At 63.4% G+C, this 22162-nt stretch carries 28 protein-coding genes; 3 read left to right on the top strand and 25 right to left on the bottom strand.

Going from position 1 to position 22162, the window contains the following annotated elements:
• Window positions 1-25: 25 nt before the first annotated feature.
• From AX703_RS28975 to AX703_RS19150, 5 genes are all read right to left on the bottom strand, one after another.
• Window positions 26-385, bottom strand: coding sequence for a lytic transglycosylase domain-containing protein (locus AX703_RS28975; protein ID WP_369821040.1), 360 nt, complete (start codon window positions 383-385; stop codon window positions 26-28).
• A 206-nt stretch (window positions 386-591) separates the two neighbouring features.
• Window positions 592-1182: a restriction endonuclease gene (locus AX703_RS19165; RefSeq protein WP_062346341.1), complete on the bottom strand. Its 591-nt coding sequence runs from the start codon at window positions 1180-1182 to the stop codon at window positions 592-594.
• Between the two features lie 9 nt (window positions 1183-1191).
• Complete coding sequence (gene mobF, locus AX703_RS19160) at window positions 1192-4179, bottom strand: MobF family relaxase (RefSeq protein WP_062346339.1); 2988 nt, start codon at window positions 4177-4179, stop codon at window positions 1192-1194.
• A complete protein-coding gene (locus AX703_RS19155; protein WP_062346338.1) occupies window positions 4176-6317 on the bottom strand; it encodes a type IV secretion system DNA-binding domain-containing protein in 2142 nt (713 codons plus the stop codon). Before AX703_RS19155 ends, mobF begins: the two co-directional genes overlap by 4 nt.
• 106 nt (window positions 6318-6423) lie before the next feature.
• Window positions 6424-6762, bottom strand: coding sequence for a CopG family transcriptional regulator (locus AX703_RS19150; protein ID WP_231735626.1), 339 nt, complete (start codon window positions 6760-6762; stop codon window positions 6424-6426).
• A 430-nt stretch (window positions 6763-7192) separates the two neighbouring features.
• On the opposite strand from AX703_RS19150, the gene AX703_RS19145 reads away from it, so the two are divergent.
• A complete protein-coding gene (locus AX703_RS19145) occupies window positions 7193-7516 on the top strand; it encodes a hypothetical protein (protein ID WP_062346336.1) in 324 nt (107 codons plus the stop codon).
• Window positions 7517-7682: 166 nt separating this feature from the next.
• On the opposite strand, the gene AX703_RS19140 is transcribed toward AX703_RS19145, so the two are convergent.
• The 3 genes from AX703_RS19140 to AX703_RS28705 form a co-directional block, all read right to left on the bottom strand.
• Entirely contained in the window at window positions 7683-8720 is a 1038-nt protein-coding gene (locus AX703_RS19140; RefSeq protein WP_062346334.1) for an SLOG family protein, read from the bottom strand.
• Between the two features lie 82 nt (window positions 8721-8802).
• On the bottom strand, window positions 8803-9273 hold the full coding sequence (locus AX703_RS19135; RefSeq protein ID WP_062346331.1) for a DUF736 domain-containing protein: 471 nt from the start codon (window positions 9271-9273) through the stop codon (window positions 8803-8805).
• 575 nt (window positions 9274-9848) lie between these two features.
• The gene (locus tag AX703_RS28705) at window positions 9849-10052 is read right to left on the bottom strand and encodes a DUF5818 domain-containing protein (protein WP_255355080.1); all 204 of its coding nucleotides are present in this window, start codon (window positions 10050-10052) and stop codon (window positions 9849-9851) included.
• 130 nt (window positions 10053-10182) lie between these two features.
• Here AX703_RS28705 and AX703_RS19130 point away from each other — a divergent pair, with 130 nt between their 5' ends.
• Window positions 10183-10578 (top strand): hypothetical protein, encoded by a 396-nt coding sequence (locus tag AX703_RS19130; protein WP_062346330.1) that lies wholly within the window; start codon window positions 10183-10185, stop codon window positions 10576-10578.
• A gap of 30 nt (window positions 10579-10608) precedes the next feature.
• Here AX703_RS19130 and AX703_RS19125 read toward each other — a convergent pair whose 3' ends face one another.
• From AX703_RS19125 to AX703_RS19115, 3 genes are all read right to left on the bottom strand, one after another.
• Window positions 10609-10851: a hypothetical protein gene (locus AX703_RS19125; protein ID WP_062346458.1), complete on the bottom strand. Its 243-nt coding sequence runs from the start codon at window positions 10849-10851 to the stop codon at window positions 10609-10611.
• A 624-nt stretch (window positions 10852-11475) separates the two neighbouring features.
• A complete protein-coding gene (locus AX703_RS19120) occupies window positions 11476-12597 on the bottom strand; it encodes an IS110 family transposase (protein WP_062346328.1) in 1122 nt (373 codons plus the stop codon).
• A gap of 449 nt (window positions 12598-13046) precedes the next feature.
• Window positions 13047-14396, bottom strand: a complete 1350-nt coding sequence (locus AX703_RS19115; RefSeq protein ID WP_231735624.1) for an IS110 family transposase — start codon at window positions 14394-14396, stop codon at window positions 13047-13049.
• On the opposite strand from AX703_RS19115, the gene AX703_RS28030 reads away from it, so the two are divergent.
• The gene (locus AX703_RS28030) at window positions 14395-14544 is read left to right on the top strand and encodes a hypothetical protein (RefSeq protein WP_197423769.1); all 150 of its coding nucleotides are present in this window, start codon (window positions 14395-14397) and stop codon (window positions 14542-14544) included. The two genes, AX703_RS19115 and AX703_RS28030, sit on opposite strands and share 2 nt — an antisense overlap.
• Before the next feature lie 24 nt (window positions 14545-14568).
• On the opposite strand, the gene AX703_RS19105 is transcribed toward AX703_RS28030, so the two are convergent.
• The 14 genes from AX703_RS19105 to AX703_RS19040 all read right to left on the bottom strand — a co-directional run bounded on the left by AX703_RS19105 (window position 14569) and on the right by AX703_RS19040 (window position 22153).
• A complete protein-coding gene (locus tag AX703_RS19105) occupies window positions 14569-14991 on the bottom strand; it encodes a putative toxin-antitoxin system toxin component, PIN family (RefSeq protein WP_062346324.1) in 423 nt (140 codons plus the stop codon).
• Window positions 14981-15232, bottom strand: a complete 252-nt coding sequence (locus AX703_RS19100) for a type II toxin-antitoxin system prevent-host-death family antitoxin (protein ID WP_062346456.1) — start codon at window positions 15230-15232, stop codon at window positions 14981-14983. The genes AX703_RS19105 and AX703_RS19100 overlap by 11 nt, the downstream gene beginning before the upstream one ends.
• A 199-nt stretch (window positions 15233-15431) precedes the next feature.
• On the bottom strand, window positions 15432-15947 hold the full coding sequence (locus AX703_RS19095) for a hypothetical protein (RefSeq protein WP_062346322.1): 516 nt from the start codon (window positions 15945-15947) through the stop codon (window positions 15432-15434).
• Between the two features lie 76 nt (window positions 15948-16023).
• Entirely contained in the window at window positions 16024-16476 is a 453-nt protein-coding gene (locus AX703_RS19090; protein ID WP_062346320.1) for a hypothetical protein, read from the bottom strand.
• Between the two features lie 90 nt (window positions 16477-16566).
• Window positions 16567-17115: a hypothetical protein gene (locus tag AX703_RS19085; RefSeq protein ID WP_062346318.1), complete on the bottom strand. Its 549-nt coding sequence runs from the start codon at window positions 17113-17115 to the stop codon at window positions 16567-16569.
• Complete coding sequence (locus AX703_RS19080; RefSeq protein ID WP_062346316.1) at window positions 17112-17306, bottom strand: hypothetical protein; 195 nt, start codon at window positions 17304-17306, stop codon at window positions 17112-17114. The genes AX703_RS19085 and AX703_RS19080 overlap by 4 nt, the downstream gene beginning before the upstream one ends.
• Window positions 17307-17337: 31 nt before the next feature.
• Window positions 17338-17526 (bottom strand): hypothetical protein, encoded by a 189-nt coding sequence (locus AX703_RS19075; RefSeq protein WP_062346454.1) that lies wholly within the window; start codon window positions 17524-17526, stop codon window positions 17338-17340.
• A 95-nt stretch (window positions 17527-17621) separates the two neighbouring features.
• Entirely contained in the window at window positions 17622-18062 is a 441-nt protein-coding gene (locus tag AX703_RS19070; RefSeq protein ID WP_062346314.1) for a hypothetical protein, read from the bottom strand.
• A gap of 2 nt (window positions 18063-18064) precedes the next feature.
• The gene (locus AX703_RS19065) at window positions 18065-18469 is read right to left on the bottom strand and encodes a hypothetical protein (RefSeq protein ID WP_197423768.1); all 405 of its coding nucleotides are present in this window, start codon (window positions 18467-18469) and stop codon (window positions 18065-18067) included.
• Window positions 18466-19950: a DUF3560 domain-containing protein gene (locus tag AX703_RS19060; RefSeq protein WP_062346312.1), complete on the bottom strand. Its 1485-nt coding sequence runs from the start codon at window positions 19948-19950 to the stop codon at window positions 18466-18468. The genes AX703_RS19065 and AX703_RS19060 overlap by 4 nt, the downstream gene beginning before the upstream one ends.
• A 129-nt stretch (window positions 19951-20079) precedes the next feature.
• Window positions 20080-20274, bottom strand: a complete 195-nt coding sequence (locus tag AX703_RS19055) for a hypothetical protein (RefSeq protein WP_062346309.1) — start codon at window positions 20272-20274, stop codon at window positions 20080-20082.
• A gap of 119 nt (window positions 20275-20393) precedes the next feature.
• Window positions 20394-20888 carry a hypothetical protein gene (locus AX703_RS19050; protein WP_062346307.1) on the bottom strand — a complete coding sequence of 165 codons (495 nt, stop codon included), beginning with the start codon at window positions 20886-20888 and terminating at the stop codon, window positions 20394-20396.
• A gap of 5 nt (window positions 20889-20893) precedes the next feature.
• On the bottom strand, window positions 20894-21649 hold the full coding sequence (locus AX703_RS19045; protein WP_062346305.1) for a hypothetical protein: 756 nt from the start codon (window positions 21647-21649) through the stop codon (window positions 20894-20896).
• Between the two features lie 42 nt (window positions 21650-21691).
• Window positions 21692-22153, bottom strand: a complete 462-nt coding sequence (locus AX703_RS19040) for a hypothetical protein (protein ID WP_062346303.1) — start codon at window positions 22151-22153, stop codon at window positions 21692-21694.
• Between the last annotated feature and the right edge of the window lie 9 nt (window positions 22154-22162).

Genomic DNA, 22162 nt, shown 5'->3' with positions numbered 1-22162 from the left:
CCTCTCGACCCGCATCGCGCTCAACCTACCTCCGCGCTTCCGCGCTGCCCGTACCGAACAGGCTTGGCCCGAACCGTGCCCGCATATGGTTGGCGACCTTCGCTGCATAGGTTCGCTGGCGCCATGCGGTGGGACTATGATAGATACCGATCGCCTTCCAGTAGTCGCCCGTGGTCCGAAGACCTGACAGGAAGATCCAGCGCGCGGCATCCGCGTTGAAGCAGGCATCGTGACGCAGCCAATGCCGCACCTGATAGTCGGGTTTCCCAATCAGGCGGGCGATATGCGGCACCCACCAGCTGTTGATCTGAAGTGGGCCGAGGTCATGGGTTCCGTTGGTGTTGGCGACTTCCGCGCCGAGCCAGCCCGCTTCCTGATCGCGCAAGCCCCATAAAGTTTTTTCGAGCCAAGGATGTCCACGCGCGGCGACCCGGATGCAGCGGGCAATTTCAGGGGGTTCCGCTGCCCCAGGTCTTTTCGCGAGCGCCGTGTCAGGCGCCAGCCCAGCGGACAAGCCAGCGGACAAGAGCGCAACGGTGGCGAGTGAAGCCTTGATGACCGGCCAGCAAGCCGAGCATGATCTACGCGCGCTCATGGCAGACTCCGATCGTGGAAACGGGCGGGGCCGGTTGCGGCGCCTTCGCGCGTCTGTCGGCCATCTGGCTGGAACGGTGCTCCGGTCAGTAGCGCGAGCAATCGCTGTCCCGACACAATTTCAATGGCGTCCGCGCTAACGACGGTGCGGCTTATTCCTCCGGTACGGCCGGTATGGATGAACATACCGCGCCGTCGACGGGTGGCGCAGAGCATGGCGAAATCGCGCACATGGTCCGGGTGGATAGCATCACGATAGCGCTTGGCCTGAATCAGCCAGCGCTCGCCGCTGATGATCACTTCGCCATCGACGCCGCCATCGCCGGTGTAACGGCGATTGCGGATGACCCTGTGCCCGCGCCGCTCGAAGGCTTCGAGCAACAATTCCTCGAACGCCAGCGGGTCCATGGCGCGCAGCCGCGCATAGTGGAGCGCGGCGGGCTGATCGTGGTCGCGCCCCCGCAACTGTTCGCACATGGTCCGAGCCTGCCGTCGTCGCCAGCGGTGACTAATGGGCACGCGATAGCGTCTATACAGAAACACCAGCAGGGCGGCGCAGACAACTGCCAGCAGCAGAATAACATCCATTGGTTTCTCCTATCGCTCATGCCCGCCGCCATGGCCGGACTGACCATGTTCGGGCTGGGGCTGGGGTTGGGATTGAGGGGCAAGCTCGCGACCGCCGGCGCGTTCGGGCTCTGTCGGTGTGCGTGCCCGGTCGCGTTCGAGCCTGCCGCGCAGGAAGCGGTCGATCAGCGATGCGGTCTCCTGCGCGCGTCCGGCAAGAAGCTCGCCTATGTCGCGCGGACCACGATCAGCACGTTCGTCGCGCTCCCGCTCACGCTGCTCGCGTTCGGCCTTGCGGGATTCGCGTGTCCGGGCATTTGCCTCGCGCGAGCGGTCGAGCCGATCCTTATGGCGCGCACCGCGGATCTTGTGGCTGTCGGCCTTGATCCGCCCGAGCCCTTCGAGCGACGAGGTCTTCTCGCCCGAGCGTGAGGCAAGCTTTTCGGCGAGGCGCTTCTGGTCTTCAGTCCAGAGCTTCACGCCATAGGCAGCGCGCGTGATGGCGGTGTAGTAATTCTGACCGTTGACCAGACCCGATTCCACCGGGGCCAGCGCATAGACGCGGGCATAGGTCTTCGACTGCGCGGAATAGACGGTCTCCGCATAGCCATGATCCCAGGTCCGGTGCTCCGAGAGATCGACCTGCTGGACACGCTCGCCCCGGTCCCACTTGATGGTTGCGATCGAGCCGTCGAGCCCCAACACGGTGCCGCGCTCGGCGTTCTTGACGTCGATCTCCTTGTTGAGGAGCCGCCACTGGATGCGGTCGCCCTCGGCAAGCTGGCGGTTCTCGGTGAGAAACACGTTGACATGGGCCGCCTTGCCGAGCCCCGGACGCCATTCGATGATGCGACCATGCACGTCGGCGAGCCGCACGACCTGGCGGCCATGATTATTCCGGCCGATCCCCACGACGCGATAATCGGCATCGCGGGCAATCCCCAAGCCCGGATTGTCGCGCGAGAATTTCAGCACCTGACCGGCGCTGTAGAAGCGCGCCATCTGCTTTTCCTGGTCGGTCATCCCGGCCGGCGTCAGCACCTCCAGCCGATGCTCTTCCGCCGCGACCGTGCCCTCACGCTTCAGCACCTCGCGAATATGGCTGTTGACGATCAGGCGGGTCGCATTGTCGAGGACGAGAATATTGGTTTCGGTCCGCATCGCCGGTTTGAGGCGCGTCCATTCGGCGACCATGCCCTTGGCGAGTTCCTCCGCGCTGGCGCCCGTCGTCACGCGATCGAGCGCGGCGAGCGAGGCGGCATAGTCGCCCTTGCGCGCGAGGTCCGCGGCCTCCTGCGTGGAGCCGGTCTTCTGCCGCATGGCTTCCTTGAGCTGGCTGGTCGGCAGTCCCAGTTGCTGGAGCAGCCAATAGGCCTTGCCCTGCTCGATGGCGCCGGTCTGCTTGTTGTCGCCGAGAAATATGAGGCGCGCGCCGGTCGCGCGGCTGATCTCCAGCACGCGCAGCGCTTGCCGGTTGCCGAGCTGGCCCGCCTCGTCCACCACGAGAATATGTTGGTCGGTGAGACCATGACCACCGCTCGCGAGAAGCGAGGCAAGAGTGCGGGACTCGATGCCTGCCTTGTGGCCGAGTTCCGCCGCCGCCGAAGAGGTGGGCGCAAGCGCGACGGTGACATGATCGTCGCGGGTCGCCTCGACCAGCGCACGAACGAGGGTCGATTTGCCCACGCCGCCGGCGCCATGAACGCCGACCGCCCGATCGTTGCCGCTGCCGATCGCGATCAGTGCCGCGGTCTGTTCGGTGTTGAGGCCCTGCGCCGCGGCGACTTCGGCCAGACGCTCAGCGGTAGCGGCCGGAGAGACATCGCGCATCGCGAGCGAAAGATGTTCGGACAGCGCCAGTTCGAGTTTGGCGGTCCGGCGCGACGTGCGTCCGCGCGGGAGCGGCTGATCGCCGGTCTGCCGCACGGTGACGAAGAGTTTGCCCTTGGCTTCCTGCGTCTCGAACAACGGCCGCACGTCGCTGAACCGCACTTCGCCGACATGCGAAGCCAATGCGGTGCGATAGAACCGCTCGATATTGTTGACCGCTTCGCGCGTCTCATTCTGCCGGATTCCGAACAGGGCAGCGCGACGGGCGACGCGCGGGTCGGTCTCGATTGTCCGTTCACCACGCTCGCGAGCGGTTGCCTGGAGCTTGTCGAGTTCCTCACGATAGGGTTGCGCCTGCGCCTGCCATCGGCTCTGAAGATCGTCCAGCCCGACCTTTTCCTTGGCCTTGCGGGTCGCAAAGAAGGAAATCCGGCGCATCGCCTGGCCTTCGTAGCCATGTTCGGCGGCATGAGCGTTGATCTGTTCGGCGCGCTGCGAATAGTCACGAATAAGCTGGCCGGGCATCCCCTCGACCTCGAACAGTCCCGTGCGTGGGTCGAAGACGAGGTCATGACCGATCTCGCGCATGTCATGGGCTATCTCGTTGCGATAGATCTGGCCCATGACCAGCTGCACGGCATACATCGAGCGCGTCTCGAGGCTCGACATGCGATCGCCGTTCAGATGATTGGTCATGTTGAGCAAGACGGCATGCGTATGCAGGTGCGGATCGCCCTCGCGGCTGGAATGCTCGGTGAAGCGCGCGAACAGCACTCGCCCGGTCGTCTCGTGGACGATCTCGCGCTCAACCCGGCGGCGCAGTTCGGCATGTTCCTCGGCAAAGGCGAGAGCAACGCCGACCGCCCGTTCATGCGCGGCAAGAATCCGCTCATCGCCCGTCACCAGCGCCAGGATCGAGATCGACTTGGGGGCGCTGATGGTGAAGTCCCAGCCGGGATGATGCTGGATGCCTTCCTTGCGGCGGCGGCCTAGCTGCTGGTCGCCCACCTTGCCGCTGAGCAGTTCCTCAAACTGCTTCGGGTCGACCTCGCCCGACAGGCCGAGGCTCTTTGCGAGTTTGCCACCCCATTCGGACGGCTCGTTGCCGCCCTTGGTGTAGTAGTCGCCGATCGTATAGTAGCGGGCAATATTGGCGGGCGTGCCCTTGAGGCGGCGAGGATGGATCATGCCGGCTTCGCCTTTTCGCGCGGACCGTCGCTGCGGCCATGGCTATCGAGCGTCACCCGGACGCTACCGCGCGCGGCGCCCAGCAGGGGGACGGGCGCTGCGGTCACCTCCTCTTCATCGGGGACTTCGCCTGCCGGCGTATCTGCACCGCCATCGGACGCGCCATGATCGGTCTGCGCAAAGGCTTCCGCTTCGGCCTCTTCCGGAACCTCGGGCGGGACGGGTTCGCCGATCGGCGCGACATTATTCTTGCCGAACAGATCCCCCTGGGCGGGAGGCGATGGTTGGTGCGCGGTCTGACCTGCGGAAGGATGGCTCTCTCCCGGCCCCTGCCCCGCACCCGCTTGCTGCGCCGCCTGGGCCGCTCGCCGGCGGGCCCAAGCCTGGGCAATGATGATCTTGCCGGCCGGCAAGCGCGTGGGAGGCTCGGTGCGCTCGACGAACGCGGGGGCGAGCGAAGGCAGGGGATTGAAGCGATCGGTAAAGCGCACCACGGGGAGATTGCGCCCGAACCGGAGATAGCCTGACAGGTTGGGCAGGTTCGTGACCTCGGTGTGCATCACCAGTGGCCGGGTCACCTGCATGCGTGACAGGTTCACCCCGTCGCGCATGTCGTTGACCCCGTAGCTCATCCCTTCATTGGCTTCGACCTGCTCGACCTGGCCGAGGTTCTCGGAGACATGCTTCGCGGTCGCGGTATCGTTCGCCCGGAGCGCCACCCAGGTCGAGCAATAGCCGGTGATGGCGGCCGCATCCTGGATGCCGTAGGTCGCCTCGAGCTGGGGATAGGACTGGAACCCCAGGATGCCGCAGCCCCCATACTTCCGCGCGCGGGCGAGAAAGTCGGAGAGGCTCGGGAGCTTCTGGAGCGTCGGCAACTCGTCGATCACGCAGTAAAGCCGGCGAGCGCGGTCGGGGGCGAGGCTCATGATCGCGCTGATCGCGATGTCGAGCCATACCGTGATCAGGGGGCGGAGCGAGGGAAGCTGGTCAGCCTTGACGGTGACGAACAGCCAGCTGTCATCCTTCTCATTTTCGACCCAGCGCCGGATCGAGAAGCCGTCAGTGGTGTCATCGAGATAGGAGAAGCTGCGCATGACCGAAGCAAGCTCGGCCTGGATGCCCGCCGACGTGCGTTCCCCTTCAGTCGAGATGAAAGCTGCCGCGTCGGTGCCTTTCACAAAGGCGGCAAGATCGGCGAGCGGGGAGCGCAGCACCCGGTCGAGGAGAACCGAGATCAGGGTGTGCTGCTGCCGAGCGAGCTTGCGCAGCACGGCGACCAGGGTGCCCCTCGCCGATTTCGACCAGAAAGGATCGCCATGCTTGTCGGGAATCGTGGACTCGGCGATCTGGTCGTAATGATAGTCCTTGGGGACATCGACCCAGGGGCTCCAGATGTCGGTGCGCGCATCGAGCGGGTTCAGCAGGATATCGCGGCCGGGGCGGTAGAACTTCTCCACGAACGAGCCCGCGGTGTCATAGACGATCGCCCGCTTTCCCCGTTTGCGGACGCCTTCGAGCATGGTGGTGATGAGGTTGGTCTTGCCCGTTCCGGGGGCGCCGCAGATCAGGATGTGCTCCGGTTCGAAGGCATCGGGAACGCCGACCCCGCCGATCGAAAGGCTCCCCTTCTTCTGCCGCCAGAGCGCGCGGCGAACCTGCGATACGCTCCCGAAGCGGGCGCCGCGCAGATACTCGTTGGACCCAAGGCCGCGCCCGGTCCGGGTGAAGTAGAACCAGGCGCTGATCAGCCCGAAGAAGGCGACCACACCCGCGATCGCCGCTCCGTGAATGAGGTCGGTTTCGAGTTTGTGGAGCGCTTGGCTCGCGATGCCCGATTCCAGCAGCGCATCGGCCGACGCCCAATACTCGCGACCCTCGGGGGTGCGAAAGAGCACCGGGTCGTTGGTCCCCGGCGCGGCGTCCACCTTGAACGTCGCCTCGACCAGCTTCACGAGGACGAAGCGCTGATAGTCGGTGGACTTTTCGAGCGCCCACCAACAGGTGCCCATAACCCAGAGGACCAGCCCGGCGAGCACGGTCTGGAAGAAGACCTGGGTGGTCATGCGGACATTGTGGACGATCGCCTGGCCGCCGCGGGTCCAGCTCCCAAGGGTGTCGTTGCGGAAGATGCTCATCGGATGGCGCTCCCATGTCGGGGGGCAGCCGCGGTGACGATCATCGCCATGTCGGGGAATTCGAGGCGGCCGCAGCCCGCCGATGGAGGGAGACACGCAGGCTGGATCACGGCTGTTCCCCCGACGCGAGCAGGCCCTTTTCGTGGAGCATGGCGCGGGCGTCGGCCATGCCCTGTTCGAGGGTTTCAGGCGAGCGCTTGCGCACCGCCGCCGCGACGATCGAGAGCGTCTGCAGGACGCCGGCGAGGATTTCGTCCTGCGAGGTGAAGACATAGCCCGCGCGGCTGTCGGCGGCATGTTCGAGAGCGGGACGAACGAGTTCGGAAACGGTGACACCGACGCGGCGGGCGCGGCGGCTCAGCCGGTCGAGCAGATCGTCATCAATGCGGATGGTAATGCGCGCCATGGCGCTGAGCTCCTCACGGAGCTTCGCCAGGACGGTCATGAAGCGCTGACAACTATACTCGGCGTCCAGGCAAATCACAAGAAAATCAGGCTGTCCGACGCGTCTGACAGCGCAAAAGCGCGGGAATGCTGGACTTTTTGGAAGGGCTATGGGGTGATGTCACTAGTGTCGGACAGCAAACTTGGAATCTGTCTGACGTGTCCGACAGCATATCCTGTTGATTTCACGTCTGTTTCAGGCTCCAGCACCCGTGCGTACGGTGCATTACAAACCCCGAAGGGCGTGCGTCCGCCTGCCCGCAGCGACGGCGTCGCTGCGTCTGCTCTACCGCTGCCGGGCGCACCCTTGGCGGCTGGGTCGATGTGGGGAGATGGGCCGCGCTATGCGGCAGGCTCGCTTGTGGTGTGGGCGCGCCCATGCGACAAGGGCGGCGTGGCGAGCGGACCGGCTTCACCTAAAGGAAGTGGTCATGCCGAAAATGTCGGAACGCGATAGGCTCGCTGATCTGGTCGAGCGCGAAAAGAGAATATCGGTTGAAATCGCCACAGCGCGCCAGCGGCTGCGCGATCGCTATGCGGGGATCGTGACGGCGCTGCCGGTCGAGCAACTAACGGAACGCGAGTTCCGCGACGTGCTCGGTCTTGTGCTACGGCTTGGCGGCGCGGCGGCGTTCGGTGCGCTCAAGGGGGCGGCGGTTCCGTCCGATGCCCCCCTTTCGGGGAAAGCTGCGCCTGGCGCAACGCGCGCCAAGGGGGATGACGGCGAAGCGTCCGCCTCCCCGGCGGGGACATGAGATGTCCGCCCCCTGCCCCTTTCCGTCCTCCCGCCGCCGCGCCGTCAGGCGCGGCGGCGGCCTGAAGCACGAAAAAAGGCCAGCGCGCGAAAGCGCGCCAGCCTTGGCGAATGTCATGCAATGATGGGGCGCGGCGCTTTTGGGGGAAGCGCCGCGCTCTCATGGTTCAGACGAAGCGCCGCGCTCGCCGGAATGTATCCTCTTCCGGTGTCTGCTCGCTGCCCCTCGCCTTGCGCGGCGCGGCTGCATCCTTGGGCTTCTGGAAAGCGTGAATGGGAACGCCTTCCTTGCGCAAGGTCTGGTAGAGATTGGCCTGCAATCCCGATCCCTCGCAAAGCACGGCTTCGACCGGGCCAAGCTCGGCCAGTTTCCGGTTGCGGGTGAAAGCCGATTTGCGGCCGGTGCCATAAAGTCCGAAGGCGACAACGGGCACCCCTTCCCGCGCGGCCCATGCCGCCGCGATGGCATCCGCCCCCTTGCGCTGGCCGGTCGTTACCAGCGTCATGTGCGGTGTGCGGACCTTGATCTCGTCCAGCTTGGCCCAAAGCGGTTCCCATTCCTCCCAGATGGCAGGGCCGGAAAAGACGACAATCGGGCCTTGCGGCTCAACCCGTTCCCGCTTGGCAAGGGCACGCTCGCGCAGGAAATCGAGCGCATTGATATAACTCGCCGTGCTGACGGATGACGCCTTGCTGCCCTTGGTTGGTGCCCATGCCCGACGCCAGCAAGCGCGATACATGGCGGCGGCATAGTCGCGCATTGCCTCGAATGCGGCGCGCTGTTCGGCCAGCGATTGGCACTCAAGTTGCGCGTCTTCCAGTTCCTTGTTGAACACCTCGCCCGGCTCCATCCGCCGGGTCATCTCCCGAATTTTGTCGGCTATGCGATCCTCGCGGCGCTCCAGCGTTCCCGCGACGAAGTGGAAGCTGTTGACAATGCCCCATGCCGCATCCGGGGCGAGCGGGCTAAGGCGGGTATCGTCCAGTAGCAGGAAAAGCGACGTGATAAGCTCGCCGCATACCTTCTGCGCCGCGAAGGGTTCGGGCATGGTGTGTTCGCCCGGTTCCTCGCCCGGTTCGATGATGGACAGGGGAAGCGGATCGCCAAAGGACGCTTCAAAGGCGGGAGTTGCGGTTTCTTCGGCGTAAAGTTCCGGCAGGTCCGCGAATGTGCTAACGGCTTTCTTAGCTGATTGCTTGCTCATGGGTGTGACTCCTGATGCTCGATGATCGGTCAGGGTCCAGGGAAGCGTTCCAGCGCTCCCCCGGCCCGTCTCGGCCTAGCGCCTAGAACTGGATTTCGTCGTCCAGATCGGCCCCCGCCCCTTCGGTTGCGAGCCTGCCGCTGTCGTCGGCGGTGCTGCCCCCGAAACCGTAATCCTCGCCGTTACCGGACGGGGTTTCACGGCGCGCGCTGCGGGTGGCGGGGCCGAAGTCGTCGCGCCGTTCGTCCCTGCGCCATGCGACCTGATAGCCTTTGGCATCCGTGCCGAACAAGGCAATGGGGAGCTTTTCGGGCATACTGGGGTCGTCGATGTAGCCTTGATAATAGACCTCGCCCTTTTGCGATGTTTCTTCCCAAAGTGCGCCGACCTGCACCCACCTGTCGCCGACATTGAGCGCGAGAATTTCATAGGCAGGGGGGCGCTCGGCATCACTCTCGACAGGGCGCAATCCTAGCCTGGGCAGGTCGATCGTGCGGGTAGCAATCCACCCCATCAGACGGCCCCTATTCAGTTTAACCTCACCAATATTCATTGCCTCTACTCCAGTAAAAGTGCCTCCGGGGCCAATCCCCATCCGCACAATTACCTTACCCCCTTCCCTTTATTTGGGATATAGCATTGTTTTCTTGACAGAATTTAATCGTATCTGGTGAGCCTGAGCCAATAAAACAGACGCGGCAGCGGCCCTGAACAAAGAAAAGTATGGCGAAGCCATTCCTTCCTGATCAGCGGAGGACGGGGCGGTCGTCGTCGTTCATCGCATCCGGAGCCGCCTTCGCCGGGGCTCAAGGGCCGGGGGTGGTCCGGGGAAGCAAGGGACGTCGCGCTGCGCCCTAGTGGAGGTTGAAGAAAATGGCCTGCCGACCCTTTTGGATCAGATAATCCCGTCGGCAGGCCCATTTTCTTCTACCGGAGCTTGGGCGGAGGCAGCCCTTGCTTCCCCGGACCACCCCCGGCACGCCGAGACACTGCGGAGGCGGCTTTGGATGCGATGAACGACCTCGTCCGACGGTGATTGCGGGGTGAGGCGTCCTCGCCGAACCCCGCCGCAACCGTGCCGCCAGCGCAACGCCTGGGAGACCAGCGAAGCATGCCGCTGATCCCGCGCTACGCCGGCCCGATCCAGAACACCTCGAGGAGGCTGCTGCTGGCCTTGCGTGCCTCGACGATGACCTCTCTGTGCTCAAGCGGCGCGAAGTCCTCCGCCCCAGAGAGACGCCAGATATGGCCGTCGTCCATTTCGAGGAGGAAACCTCGTTCGCTTGGGCGCAAAGCTCCCTGAAGGCGAAGGGGTGCGGTAGCCCCGGTCACGGCGCGGGATGATGGCCGTTCCGGGCGGCCCCTGCGGAAGAGAAATGCATGTTGCCGCTCCTATCGCGATTATGATCGATCTTGAAAGCCTGTTCTTTCTATGTTCTAAGCTTAATGAAGGAGGCTTCCCATGATTGCGAACTATCTCGCCGGTTTCGATTTCAATCTGCCGCTCGTCGATGCGGTCAACGACCTCGACATCGCGGACGTGCGCAGCGAGATTGCGGCCCTGGCGCTCGGGGAAGGTCTCGATGGCGGCTATTACGAGGCGCAGGAGCTGGCCGAAGCCTTCCTGGAGGCGGCCCGCGAAGCCAATGCCGAAATCACCGATCCCGCCAGTCCGGGGCGCGAGCGCCTGGCAGATATCCTTGAACGCAATTCGCCCTATCAGCGCCGCCTGTTCGATGCGGTAGCGACGCTCCCGCTGGCGGATGCGGCGAGCCATCTCGTCTGGCTTACGGGGGTGATGCGCGAGCGCGCCGATATGTATCGTCCAGTCGCGCAGGCACGCGTTTCCACGCGCTAGGGTCGTCCGAAAGGTTGCAGCTCGAGTTGGTCAGCCGTCCGGCTCGAGTTCGGACTGGCGGTCGTAGAGGTCGAGGGATATTCCCAGCGCCACGCACTCGGACCAGTTGAGGTCGCGATGGTCGTCGCTATCGGCACTGCGCGCCATTTCGATCACGGGGTACACCGATATGATTTGCCCCGTCGGCAAACGAAATTGATTGGCCACTCCCTCTATGAGCGACGTGCCTTCGGGCACGTGGTAGCGGCCCTCGATCTTAAATTCGACGTGCATGGGCATTTCTTCCGATGATGCGTGGCAAAGATATTTGCCGCGGCGCTGTTTCGTAAAAGGCACATGGGACAATCGCACCGTCGCTACATGCGTCGCTGCGTTTTCATGTTTATGGAAAGCCTCCACACCCTCGGCCAGACGCGTGTATCGGGTCTCACCATTATTGCTACGCAGCAGGAACCGATTGGCAACCTCCGGCCAATCGGTCTAGGGAGGGGTGTCCGCCGGTGGCGGGCCGGAGCGTCGAAACTCCGGACGATAGAGTCGGCTGCAAGGCTTTTGCGGCCGGATCGCCTGTATGTATTCTCTCGTTGCGGTGGTCAAGAGTGAAGATCAGTCTTTCATAATTTCTTCCTTCTGTGCTGGGCGTCGGGGCGCTGGGCAGGATTCACTATTCTCTGCGAGGTCATGCCGGCGTTATTGTGAAAGCCTCTTCTGGAGGCATGGCCGGATGCCGTCATTTAGGGTTCTGCCACGAGTGGTGCCTTTATATGTCAACAACGCCGTATGCCTTCCATGAGGATAGACCCGACAATACGCGCTCAAGGTCACCTACCCGCCGTTCCTGCAGGTTACGCCCGTCCGGGATTGGATTCTCCCGTCCAGGTTCCGTGGTTGGGGCGATTAGCTGGTAGCCGCGGCAGATGCCGCAGGGTCCATGGTCGCCTTGCCCCAGCGGAACTCGCTCTGGTCACGCCAGATCCTGTACAATATAGTGGCGAGCTTGCGGGCCACCGCCACTTTCGCCTTGTTGAAACCGATGCGGTTCACCAAGCGCACGCCCCAGGCCTTCAGCGCCGACCATCGCTTGACGCTGATGAGCAGCACAGTTGCGGCCTGGACGAGATGCAGGCGGGTCGGCGAGTGCCCGCGCTTGCTGATGCGCCCGTGATAATCCTGCTCGCCCGATTGATATCGGCGCGGGGTGAGGCCGAGATAGACGGCGACATCGGATGCGCTCTTGAAGCGGGTCGGATCGTCGATCGTCGCGCGGAAGGCCAATGCAGTGACCGGCCCCACACCCGGGACGGTCATCAGGCGCTGGCAGATCGGTTCGGACTTGGCCACGATCTCAAGCCGCGCGTCGGCCTCGGCGATGTGTTGGGCGATGAGCCGATGCACGTCGAGCAGCGGCATCAGCAATGGCCGGATATGGAAGCCATTGTCCTGGGCCTCACAGAGCGCATCGACCACGCGATCGCGGAAGGTGTCGGCGCTGACGTTGCCCCGCGCCACAATCAGACCGAACGGCTTCAGCAAACCGCAAAGCTCGTTCTCAAGGTCGATCTTCTGCTTCACCAGGCGCGCTCGTGCGGCGAGCTGAACGCGCAGTTCCTGGCTCGCCTGCTCCTTGATGTGCACGGCCTTCATCCAGTCCGACCCGAGCCGCACCATTTCCGCCAGGCCATGCGCGTCGTTGCGATCGGTCTTCTGGCGCTTGAGCGATAGCGCCCGGTGAGCATGGACGGCATCCATCACAGTCACGTCGAGGCCCATTTTGCGCAGGCCGTGGTAGAGCCAGGATGCGAGACTGCCGGTCTCCATACCAAGCTTTAGCGGCCCTTCCATGCGCTTTTGCAAATAGCGGCCGATCTCGAACGGGTTGGTCTTCGCTTGCCCCTCCATCACGGTCTTGCCGGTGGGATCGAGAACACAGATGCTCGTGCTGCGCTGGCTGACATCTAGACCAACGCTGTATACTGCTTCATGCCGGATCACTTCTTCCGGCTTGACCTTGATGGCCATGGTCGCCTCCTGAAGTCCTTGATGATGATATTTACGGGATCACAGCCACCACAGGACCGGCCCCGATAACATCTTCGCTCAGCGTTGCCGCCACCGCAACGACCCTATATGTCCAGGCTGTTCGGCTAAAGTCTCTAGCTGCTGCCCCCACGGTAGAGGGTATCCAGACTTTATATTGCTACGTCATGATCTTCTTCTCCGTCGATCATTGCAAGTCCACATCATCCATCCCGGAGTGCAACAGTCTCTTCGCGGTCGGGCGTTTGTCGTGGCCGTTGGGCCGATCGCCTGCCGCAGTATGGGCATTCACTAGCAAAGGGTGGAGCTTCAACAAGCGTCACGAGGTTGTCACCACCTCACCTTTAGACCCGAAGTCTCCGATCCCTCCGCCTCCCGGGAGGACTGTTTCGCCGCCATTGTGCGAGCGAACCTGGTGTGAACCTGCGCGCTCAGGCCGGCAGCCGGCTCTGCATCAGCGCCCGGTGCGCCGGCACGTCGGCCGCCTTGGCCATGAAGTGGGTGCCGTCACGCCACAGACTGAACATGATGATCGCCAGCTTCCGTGCCAGCGCGACCTTCGCCTTGTTGAAGCCGATCCGCTTGCTGAGCTTGAGGCCCCAGTCCTTGAGCGTGCTGAACGACCGGGTGTTCGACAGCATGACGGTCGCGGCGCCGACCAGATGCGTGCGGGTGAGCTGGTTGCCCATCTTGCTGATGCCGCCATGCGTCAGGCTCTCGCCCGACTGGTAGACGCGCGGGGTCAGGCCCAGATAGGCGGCCACATCGTCGACATGCCGGAAGCGCGTCGGGTCCTCGATCGCGCTGTAGAACGATACGGCGGTGATCGTGCCGACGCCGGGGATCTCCATGAACCGCCTGCAGACCGGGTTCGACGCGGCCAGCAGTTCCAGCTCGCGCTCGATGCGGTTGGCCTCGACGTAGAAGCCTTCGCACAGATCGAGCAGCGGCAGGACCCGTGGTCGCAGATCGACGCCTTCAGTGTCGGCGATGAGGCACATCTGGTCGATGGCGCGGCTGCGATAGCTCGCCGCGGTTTCGGTCCCACCCTCGATCCGTCCGCCGTAGACCCGCACCAGGCCGCGGATCATCGCCTCGGTCTCGCGTCGCTGTTTTACGAGGCGGTCGCGCATGGTGAGATAGGCCCTGATCTCGAAGCACAGGTTCGATTTGACATAGACCTCGGTCAGATATTCCCGGCCCGTCCGCGTGATCTCGGCGATGCCGCGTGCGTCGTTCGTGTCGGTCTTGTTCCGCTTGACCGACAACACGCGATGCACCTGGCGCGCATCGAGCACTACAACCTGGAAGCCCTGCGCACGCAGCTTGGTCGTCAGATGCGGCGTCAGCCCGCCGCTCTCAATGCCGATCAGCGTCACATGCGATTTGAAGTTCTTGCGCAGATAACGTCCGATCTCGGTGGCGCTGCTCTTCATCGAGACCTGGTGAACAATCGCGCCGTCACAATCGAGAACGCAGACCGCCGTATTCTTGTAGCCGACATCCAGGCCAACCCAAAAGCGCGCCGCCGAAGGATCGGCCTCCGCTCGATCCATCGCCGCCAAATAGGACGGCACCACGATCTTCTTCGACATGACCGACTCCTTTCTTGCCAACATCTGGTCAACAAAGGATACCCTCGCGTCGAAGGCCGGGCAGCAGCTAAGCCACAAATGCAGGCGCGCGCCTATCGTCGCGTTTCGACCGTCCGGCTCAGAGGCCGGCATCCTTCTTCGGGAGGGTGCCCGCCGACTGAGCGGGGTTAACGGAGACTGGCTCATGACCAAGGAAATACCTGGGCTCGAAAAGGCTATAGAGTTGATGGAGGCCGCACTGGGCTGCCTCGCTGATCCCAAGGATCAGGTAGTGGCGATACGGCTGTCGCATGCGCTCGATCTTGCGCGAGAGCGCCTGCTCGAAGGCGCATGACGGCAGCGCCTGCTATCCGACGACCTATGCGGAAATCCGTTTCAGCATGTCTGCTGGCGATAGAATATTGATCGACGGCAATCCCTGAATTTCGAGCAAATCCTTGTCGCCACTCACCAGCCAGCGAGCCGATCCGGCAATGGCGGTGCGGATAAACATATCATCGTCGGGATCCCGGCTGCGGACTGGCAGGGCCGCGTCATCCAGTTCCACCCAGTCGGCGATGGCGCTGAAATCGTGCAGGATCTGGTTCCGACGCTCGATGGTCAGATATTTGTCGAATTTCGGGCGCCAAAGCCGGGATCGGAATTCCTCGAAGGTGGGCTCGGCAAAGATCAGCCGGGCATTCGCGATGACCCAGAGCGTCACTCCCGCGGGGGCTGATTCTGCCGAAAGCGCGGCGCTGATGAGGACATTCGTATCGAGAACGAAGGCATCACCCTTCATCGGAAAGCAGACGCTCCAGTTCGCTATCGGTAAGGCCCTTCTTCGCGGCCTCGCTGGCGGTATCGCGCAGCGTGCGCGCAAGCCTGTCGGCGTAGAACTCGCGCATGGCGGCATAGTCCTCCGGGGACACCATGACACCCACGACCCGATTGCGGCGCGTGACGCGCACGGGTTCGCGCTGCACACGGTCGATCAGTTCGCCGAAGCGGGTCTTGGCCTCATTGGCTGTTACGGTCTGCATATCCACCTCCATTCGATCAATTCGATCGAATCGTTCGATTCACGATCTAGGAGCGTAAAGCCGATCTTTCAAGCCATCATCCATAGCTTTGAGGCGGAACTCGGTAACGTCGCCCAGCTGCTGGGACTCACCGACGGGCAGTCGCGAGCCCGGGCGTGGCCATTCGCTTTCGGGGAAGTTCCGGGCAACTGCGGTAATGTCAGATGAGACCGCCTGACGCCAGGAAGGCCATGCGTTCGGCGTCGGTGGACAGGGCGACGAAACAGTCCTCGGCGCGGAGGAAAACGAGGACATAGCGTCCGCGCTGGCAAAGGTGCAGGATGTTGGCGCGGCTGCCTGGACTGGCGCCATCCCAGATGACGAAGCCGGCCCCTGCGAGCCCCGACATTTCGCGATCTTTCGCGCTATGGAAGGCTCGCGTGCCGGAAGGCGCGTTGGTTCGGACCTGCCGGACAGGCCATGCGCCGATATTGTGTCGGGGGTTCGGACCGCCGCAAAAGACCGTGACGTGACGAACGCCGCAATCGGCAAGGAACCGCTGGACGGCCGCGTCCGCACCGGGTGCATCGCCGATCACGACCGGCAGTTCATGGTCGATGATGACGCAGAGCCGTTCCTTCACGAGCAGCGGAAGTTGCCGGATCGACAGGGAGCCCGAAATAAAGACCGGCGGTGTGCGGGATGGAATATAGGAAGTATGGTTTGCAACGGGCATGGCTGGTGAACTCCCAAGTGAGCCTCACCACCATCCCTCCTTCTTTCCTTCACACGGCCGAGGCCAGCCACGCAGATTATGCTCCGTCCCGATGCCGGATTTCTCGGAACTGTCGCAAAAAGTCGGCCTGATCGGGGTATCGCTCAACCCACTCGGCGCGGGGGATCAGGAACCCGACAGCGATCAGCCGGCTGCGCAGGTCCGCGGTGACGATGTTCTTGAGGCGCTCGGATATCTCGAGCGGAAACGTGTGAAACTGGCATAGCCAGGATACATCGTCCGGCTCTTGATGCTGCCGGAAATACTCGGCATCGAAGAGCAGTTCGGCATTCACGACCTGATCATTTCTGATCTGCACGACATATTGGCCGCCTGGCGGCGGCGTAGCCAATCTAGGGGCCGACACCTGCAGGGCGTACCATGCGCGGGCGGATGCGAGCGCGATTCCGCTGGCGCGACCGTAGACCGCATGGAGGGTCCAGCTTACCGGATGTCCGGCAGAGCCGAGATGGAACGTGATGTCCTGCATGGTTCAGCTCCTGTGAAGAGTTGGGGCCGCGCCCCGCTTGCTTCATCGAGTCGCTTCCCGAAGTGTGTGCATCCCGCTGGCGCGAGATCGTCATTTTTGATAATTGGCGATGATCCGGCGCGCGAGCTGTTCGATTTCCCGGCGATCGGCGGTTTCGGTGCAATCGCCCGGAAAGACGACAAGATCGTCCGCCGCGGCGCCGCCCTTGCTGATGAATACCCGCCAGACATTCCGCCTAAGTTCGCCTTGGGGACGCGGGTCGATGTCCGGGTGGAACATGTCCGCCCATCGGCGCTGGTCGGGATCGTCGGAGAGGTCGGTCCAGTCGCTGAGCATTCCCCACACGGCATGACCGTCGATCACGGCATGATGCTCGCGCGCTGCCCGGCGTTCGGCCTCACGCTTGGGCGCTTCGCGTCTCTCTTTGGCCTCCGCCTGCTTCCACCGGAGCGAGGCCAGGCCGTCTTCGAGGCCCTTGATGATGTCGGGTGCCACGGCTTCCTGCCGCTTGGGCACGATATAACAGTCGCGCACGGCAGCGAGCTGCTCCGCGCCATATCGCGCAACGGTCAGCAAGGCCTGGAGTTCGGTCTTTGACAGCGTGACCCGGAGGCCGCTCGCCATGGCATGGGTTTTCATGTGCGGCGCTCCTCGTGCCAGGGTTTCAGGCCCGCAAGCGGGAGCTTGTATTCCCGCGCGGTGTGGTGGCGGCTTTCGGAAAAGAAACCCCAATGGCCGGTCGATGAATATCGCAGGAAAAAGAGCTTCTCGCCCTCCTCTGTCCTGATCCACATCCCCGGCTTGATGGAATATTGATTGGCGACGTCCATTGGCGTGCCTCCAGGCCGATGGGAATCCTGATCAGGCGACATGCAGGACCAGATCATCGTCCTTCGCCGGACGTGTCTCCGTCACGCGGAATGGTTGGAGCGGACTACCAGTACGGATGACGTACTGGTTGCGCCCGGTGGCGCTTCGACGCTGGATCGCGCAAGCGTAGGCGTGCTCCGCGCTCGCCAAACGCCCGCGAAGGGGAGAGAGTTGGACCATGATATCCTCCATGCGGTTGAGGTGAGGAAGCGTTGCCCCGCCGCGCGGGCAAGGCCGATGCGCAGATCAGGGCTTACTGCGACGGGCTGTCCCAATCAGGCGGCGACGCGGCGATAGATGGCCTCGCCGTTCGAGAAGGTGCCGAGGCGGACGAGCGTGGCAAACCGCTGTTCGAATTTTGCCTCGATCTGGTCGAACCAGCGTTGTGCCAACCCTTCCAGATCGGGGTCGATATCGTCGCGCAGAACCACCCAATAGGCGATGCAGCCGCAATATTCGGAGAGGCCGAAGCGGGCATAGCGGTTCATGGCGACAATCCGGTCCTCGCGGCCAATCCAACCGTCCGAGGTCCAAACGGAAGGATAGTGGGCGAGCACTTGCTCCCGAAAATTCTCGACGATGAAATCCCAATCGTCCTGTGCCGCGAGTTCATCGAAGTGGCGGGTATCGGGATCGTCGTCGTCCTCGATCCAGCCTGCGTCCCATTGTGCGAACGCGACATGCGCTCCGCTGGGATGGGATACCGAGCGTCCCATGGTCAGTTCCCCTCTGGGACAGGCGGCCGCAAGCCGGACGACGCGGCGGCAACAGGTCCGGAGTTCGCGGCCGGATCGGGATCCGGTGGCAAGGGTTCCGGCCTGATCGTGGGATGGGCGGGATCGGACCAGTCGATATGACGGACGATCCAGTCAGGCACGAAATCCCAGTCGAAGGACAGATCATAACGGTCGGAGACCGCACTCCAGGCTGCTTCGACGGCATCGGTCCACCCCACGACCGTCAACCGCAGGCTGGCCGTGCCGATGACGTTGCACGTCTCGCGGATGGCAAGTGCCAGGGCGATGGCGTCCGGATCGGTGGCGGGATGGTCGCGCAATGTGAGCACCGCTTCCCAGAGGCAGGCTGCGGTCTCAAGGGCAGATTCGAGAGTTTCCGTCTTCATGCCTCGACCTCCTCGTTCGCGGCTCGGCGGGCGTCGGCTTCCAGGGCGTCAAGGTCGATCGGCAACGGATTGCCCGGCTTGTCGGTGATGATGACCACCGCATCAGGCTGGTAGAAATGGTTGCCGAGCGAGGAGATGCGGATGCGAGCGACAGGCTCCCCCGACCGCACGCGCTCATTGCCTTGCCATCCCATTCGCACGGGGCGACCGTCGGCGGCTATCTCCACCGTTTTGAATACGTCATAATCGCCCTTCGAATTGGCCGAATAGAAAGCCTGTGTCGTGGCACGGATCTCGTTGGGCGTGGCCGCCCCCTGCTTGCCCTTGCGGGCCGCGACCATGCGCAGGTTCCATATCCGCTGAAGTTGCTCGGCCTGTTCGCGCGACAGATTGATCAGTGGCGCGGCGGCTGGCTTGTCCGATGCCCGCCGGGCTTTCTTCTCCGGCACGGTGTAGCCGCACGCCTGCATCAAGTCGCGCCAAGCATCTTCGCTGAGTTCGAGAGAGGCATCCGACGCGATATGCGCCGGGAGCGGGACCGGGCTTTCGAGCAGGAACTGTCCCGTGCCGCTCGCGGTGGATTTGGGACTTTCGGCGCCATGCTCGCGGGCGAAAGCCTGGATGATGACCGGGGTCAGCGCACCCTCGTAGCGCGGCACGTCGCCCAGCATCGCACGCTCGAAGGCGAGCCGGTGCAGGATATGCTCGATCCAGCGGTGGCGATTGGGGCCGTTGACGGCGAGCGTCGCACCCTCGATGCACAGTCGCCTGGCATCGGCGGGCGTGACTTCGCCTCTATCGACCTTGTGATAGAGATCGTAGTTCGCCCAGATCTTACGGGATTCCATGTTGCCGAGCGCATGGCAGATCTGTTCGTCGGTCGTGATCTGCTCCCAGATCGCGAGTGCCGCATGAGCCGCGTTGATGCCACGCTGGAAGTCGCGCAGGTCGGCCAGCAAGGTCTTGATCCGGTTGGCCCGGGTGCGCGGGTCGTTCTTGCGATTGGCGAAATGCTCGGCACTGCCGGCGCGGCCCAGCCAATAGGTCGCCGCTTTTCCGGCTTTCACGGCGGCGGTCGATGCCGAGTGCATGCGCGCCTGGGTTTTGCGCGCGCCGCGTTCGCTATGATGGCCGACCAGAATGGGTTGCCCCATGTAAAACGCCTGCGAGAGTTCGTCGGCGCGGCGGGAAAAGGCATTGGCCTGGGCATGCCGCTTGTGCGCCAGCTCCTCGAACCGTGCAGCCTTCATGGCGGCGCGCTCGGCCAGCGTCATTTCTTCCGGCTCGATCTCGCCGGCCAGTTCGAGCGCCAGGTCCTCGCGCTGCGGCGTCCATTTCGGCGCCACGAACAGGTCCTGTTTCGGTGCCCATTTGAAGCCTGCTTCCTTGACCCGTGCATAGGTCTCGGCATCGAGGCGCGATGAGGCGTAGATGCGGATCTTGTTATCTTCGGCGCTGTAGGTTGCGGTGAAGCTGGTCATTACTCGTCCTTTCAAGCGCGCGTCGGGGCGAGCCAGAGCAGCGCGGCGGATTGGCATTTCCCCAGAATCACGAAGCCCGGCGCGATGGCCGGGCTTCGTGAATGGTTGGGAGCGTCGGGAGAGGATCGGCTATTCGCGCAGGTCTCCAGCAGCGATATCGCTGAGCCATGATGCAGCCTCTTCAAAATCTGCGTCGTCCTCGTCGACCAATGCCGCGGGTGCCACCGCTCCTGTGCGGCCGAGCTGACCGAGGCGCTGGATGGCCGCATAGAGGACCGGCGCAAGATGCTTCGGTGTTGCGGTGTCGATATCGGAAGTGGTCATGCAAATGCTCCTGATTGGGGAGGGATGGTCGGGAACGGCCCGCGGCGCGGGCGATACGATCCGGCACGTCCGACCAGTCGTGCCGGAAACCATGGAAAGAGCGGCTTCAGCCTGTCTCTTCAGGCAGGAGATCTCCGCCGAAGTCGAAACGCCTTCTCGTCCAGGGTTTCGATATCGACATAGTGTCTGCCGCCTCTGCGGCGTTTGCGAATGCGACCGTCCACGAATGCATCGGCCCAACGCTTCGATTCCGCCGCTCGGGCGCCGCCGGAGCATTCGTCGGCCTGCTCGAAAATCGTATAGGCCAGCGCATATTGCTCGCGCTCCGGAAGCTCGAGGAGCGCATTGGCAATCGGCAAGGCGCCGTCATTGAACTCAAGAACATGAAGACCACGTCCATTCCGCATGAGGATGGCGATACGGCCCTTGCTGCCGATGCCCGTCGGTCGGGCGATCTGCACGTCATGCGAGCCATAGGTGATCGATACGCGCGAGGTTTCGGAATCTCCGCGATGAAAGACGCGGTCGTCGCGATTGGGAAGAGGATGGGCGAGAACTTCAAAGCTGTCGAAGCTCTCGACCCTGCGAATGTCGTTGTGTCCGATGATGCCCATGGCGGTCATTCTCCTGCTACCGACGCGGCGGCCGGAGCTTCGGCGGCGCTGGCCGCGTCGAGGCGGTCGATCCAGGCCGGATCTATGCAGTCGCTCTCGACGGCCCAATCGCTGACCGACGCGGGAATGGGACCGCCATGGTCTCGGGGCACCATGACGAGGTTGTCGGGATCAGCCCCCTCGACATCGTAGTCGACCACGCGCACCTTGGTCGGTCGGTCGGCAACGACACCCTCGACAAGCCCGCCGTCGAGTTCGACCACGATATTGACTTCCGGTGGGGGCAGGATGCCGCAATTGAGCCGCTCGCAGAGGCCATCGATCTCTTCGCTGGTCAGCGGCACATAGCGGCCGCCATTGGTGGCGATGTCGAGAAGATCGGGTGGGCAGGTCCGTCGCTGGTGGCCGCGCAGGGCGGCAAGGACAGTGGCCAGTTCGCGATCATCGACGGCGAGCGCCGACAGCCCATGGGCTTCGACCTTTTCGACCCACACGTCGAAACCGGCGGTATCGGCAAATGCGGTGTGGTCTATGTCTCCGATATCTATGCCCTGCATGGCGAGCCGCCGGCACTGAGCCGCAACCAGCCCCAGTCGCCAGCTGCTCACATCGACTGGCTGCAGGGTCTCAGGATCGAGATCGGCGCGCAGCACGTTCACCAGATCGGTGGCGAAGACGTCTGCGAAACGCTCGTCGGCGTGAAAGCTCATGACCTCGCCGGGCTGCGAGAAATGTGTTCCGGTGACGACGAAAATGTCCATGACGGAGTCTCCATGCAATGATGACGGGATGAGCGACGGCGATCAGGCGGCGCGGCGGCCAGCGTCCTGGCGAAGCCCGAGATTGGCGACGGTAAGAAGGTCGCACCGAGGCTCGAGACGATCGAAAGCGTCCGTCAGGTCGTCGATGTCGGCCCAGGTGCAGGCATCGCCAGGATCGGTGTCGAGTTGGAAGACGATTGGCGTGAGGTTCGCGGTCATCTCGGGGAAGCTGGCGCGGATGATCAGCGTCTCGATCCGGCGTGCAAGGGCGCCTATGCGAGAGGCAAGTCCGCTTCGCTGGTGATGGGCCATCTCGAAATAGCGCGTGGGTGCGAGCATCGGGCCGAGGCGAACGCAGGGGATGCGACCGATGATCGTCGGACCAGGAACCGTGCCTCCTAGCGCCCGTCGCTCGGATGAAACCGTGTCGGCGGGTACCAATGCGCGGTAGACATAGTGCGGTAGCGTCCCCGCGATACTGGAACGGGTGACGATGATTTCCATGATGGGGAC

The organism is Novosphingobium sp. CCH12-A3 (assembly GCF_001556015.1).
Classification (GTDB): domain Bacteria; phylum Pseudomonadota; class Alphaproteobacteria; order Sphingomonadales; family Sphingomonadaceae; genus Novosphingobium; species Novosphingobium subterraneum.
The sequence above is the reverse complement of the archived record's forward strand: the minus strand, read 5'-3'. Positions and strand labels throughout refer to the sequence as shown.